We start from the raw sequence: 1,860 nt of genomic DNA on the forward strand, positions 1-1,860 counted from the left end.
CATGCGTGATGTCGAAGCCCATGCGCTGCATCCCTTCGATGATTGCGGCAGGCGGCGCAGCGGCTGCGACGAGGCACGATACCGTGTGATCGATCCCGCGCCTTAATTCCTCCGGCGCGTTGATGAGCATGCTGTGTACGATCGGCGCGCCGCAGTAATGCGTGGCGCGATGCTCGCGAATGAGATCGAACACCTGCTTTGCTTCCACTTTGCGCAGGCAGACGTTCGTACCCGCAGCCGCGGCGACGGTCCACGTGAAGCACCAGCCGTTGCAGTGGAACATGGGCAGCGTCCACAGATACACCGGGTGCGGCGGCATCCCCCAACTCACGATGTTCGAGAGTGCGTTCAGGTACGCGCCGCGGTGGTGGTAGACCGCGCCCTTGGGGGCCCCGGTGGTGCCCGAGGTGTAGTTGACCGAGATGGGCTCGTCCTCGTCGGTGAGGACCACCGGCAGCGGCTCCTCCGAGCCCCCGGCGAGGAAGTCCTCGTAGGGATCCCCCGCGGCCCCGGTGTCGTCGATCCGCACGACACGCTCAACGGCCGAGCCGTCGTCGTCGGCGGAATCGGCAGGGTCGGCAGGGTCTGCCACGAGGTGCTCGTACTCGTGGTCGACGAACACCAGCCGGGCGCGCGAGTGCCGCAGGATGAACCCGACGTCGTCGGCGGTGAGGCGGTGGTTGATCGCGACGAGCACCCCGCCCGCGGCGGGGACGCCGTAGTGGGCCTCGAGCAGGGGCGGGATGTTCGGGGCGATGAACGCGACCCGGTCGCCCTTCTCCAGCCCGGCGTCGCGGAGCGCCGACGCCAGCCGCCGCACGCGGCCCGCGAACTCGCGGTAGGTGTAGCGGCGGTTCTCGTGGACGACCGCCACCTTCTCGGGGTACACGAACTCGCTGCGCCACAGGAACGTGACCGGGTCGAGCTCACTGCGGTGGGCCCGGCGCACCTCCGGCGAATCGCTGATCTCGGTCATGTCTGCCTCCCCGGGGCTCAGTCCTTCTTCTGGAGTTCGGCCGGCAACTCGACCGAGCGACGGAGGATCTTCCCGGTCGGTCCCTTGGGGAGCTCGTCGAGCAGCCAGACGTGGCGCGGGTACTTGTAGGCCGCCACCCGCTCCTTGGCGAAGTCCCGGAGCTCCTCGACGGTGGCCGACGCGTCGGGCTTCAGCGCGATCGCGGCGCCCACCTCCTCGCCGAGGTCGGTGTGGGGGATCCCGACGACCGCCGCCTCGGCCACGGCCGGGTGCTCGTAGAAGGCCTCCTCGATCTCCCGGGGGTAGACGTTGTAGCCGCCCCGGATGATCAGCTCCTTCTTGCGGTCGACGATGGCGTAGTAGCCGTCCTCGTCGCGCCGGGCCAGGTCGCCGGTGCGGAACCAGCCGTCGGGGATCGACTCGGCGGTGGCCTCGGGGCGTCCCCAGTAGCCCTTCATCAGGCCCTCGCCGCGGATCGCGATCTCGCCGACCGCGTCGCCGGTGACGTCCTCGCCCTGGTCGTCGACCAGCCGCATCTCCATGCCCTCGACCGGGGTGCCGATCGAGCCGGGCTTGCGCTCGGCGTGCGGGTGGTTGAACGAGGCCACCGGCGAGGTCTCCGAGAGCCCGTAGCCCTCGAGGACGATGCACCCGAAGGCCTCCTCGAAGCCGCGCAGCACCTCGACCGGCATCGCCGAGCCGCCGGAGACGCACGCGCGCAGCGAGGACACGTCGTAGCGGTCGCGGTCCGCCACGTGCAGCATCGCCGAGTACATCGTGGGCACGCCCTCGAAGACGGTCACGTGGTCGCGCCCGATGACCTCGAGTGCCTTCGCGCCGTCGAAGCGGGGCAGCAGCGTCAGGCACGAGCCGGACAGCACCGA

General features: G+C 69.9%; 2 protein-coding genes. Both read right to left on the minus strand.

What is annotated here, in order from left to right; genetic code table 11:
• Positions 1-976, minus strand: a 976-nt coding sequence (locus AC0CYZ_RS16455; RefSeq protein WP_472217219.1) for an AMP-binding protein, incomplete at its 3' end; no start/stop codon positions are given.
• Between the two features lie 17 nt (positions 977-993).
• Positions 994-1,860, minus strand: an 867-nt coding sequence (locus AC0CYZ_RS16460) for an AMP-binding protein (protein WP_472217221.1), incomplete at its 5' end; no start/stop codon positions are given.

This window comes from Actinomycetospora sp., assembly GCF_055612215.1.